The organism is Rhodoferax sp. ZS1R8 (assembly GCF_056521325.1).
Genome location: NZ_JBWMBA010000144.1, coordinates 1 through 1,150, shown reverse-complemented (window position 1 = coordinate 1,150; position 1,150 = coordinate 1). Strand labels below are relative to the sequence as shown.

Annotated in this window: 1 protein-coding gene; it reads left to right on the top strand. The window is 63.0% G+C overall.

Features of this window, described 5'->3' with window-relative positions:
* The first annotated feature begins 130 nt into the window (after positions 1–130).
* On the top strand, positions 131–976 hold the full coding sequence (locus AC097P_RS24510; protein WP_479613021.1) for a creatininase family protein: 846 nt from the start codon (positions 131–133) through the stop codon (positions 974–976).
* Positions 977–1,150 lie beyond the last annotated feature (174 nt).

Genomic DNA, 1,150 nt, shown 5'->3' with positions numbered 1-1,150 from the left:
GCATCTCGCCCGCCTGCCTCGGCCCTGCCACGCTGCCTTGGTTTTTGACACCATAGCGCGTTACCATGGCTGCTCCGTTGGACCAGCCTATTTCCCCACAACAATGCCCGAATCCTCCGCCACTTCCGCTATGCACACTGCGTCGCCATCCCGCTACTGGGCCGACTGGAGCACGCAAGACTTTGCGCAGCGCAAGGCCAGTGGCGCTCTGGCCCAGATGATTGCCGTGCTGCCGGTGGCCGCGACCGAGCAACATGGACCGCACCTGCCGCTGAAGGTGGACAGCGCCCTGGTCGACGGCGTCGTCGTCGCCGCCTTGCCCCACCTGGGCGTGGATGCGCCCGCACTGTTTTTACCCACGCAGGCAGTGGGTCTGAGCCCCGAACATGCCCGCTTTGCCGGCACCCTGACGTTGAAAGCCGAGACCACGATACGCCTGTGGACCGATATTGGTGAGAGCGTGGCCGCTACCGGTATCAAGAAGCTGGTGCTACTCAATTCCCATGGCGGTCAGGTGGGCGTGATGGACATCGTGGCCCGCGACTTGCGGGCACGTCTGGGCATGCTGGTTTACAGCGTCAACTGGTTCGGTCTGCCGCTGCTGGGGCCTCAGGGTGAGGACATTAACGCCCTGTTCAGTGCACACGAGCACCGCTTTGGCATACACGCTGGCGACATCGAGACCTCGATGATGCTGGCACTGGCGCCAGATCTGGTAGACATGGCACAGGCGCAAAACTTTGTCTCCACCTCAGAGGTCCGTGCGGCGCAGTTCGCCATTTTGGGCAATGGCAAAAGCGCCAAACTAGGCTGGCAAATGCAGGACTACAACCCGCACGGCGCGGTAGGTAATGCCGCCAATGCCAGTGCCGACAAAGGGCGCGCCGTGCTGGACGCCGCCGGCCGCGCACTGGCGCGCCTGCTGGCGGAGCTACACCAGCTGCCCCTGGGCACACTGACGGACCATGTAGCCTAGCCGCGCCGAGGGTCTGCCATGCATACGGCCATCAGCAAAGCAACCCTGGAGCGATTGGACCTCCTGGTGGGCTGGTTCATTCCACACCAGAGTGCGCTGGACGAACGCACGCGCATTGCCAGCCGCATGTTTGTCTACATCTGCCTGATCAACGCCGTGTTCTCGCTACTGTAT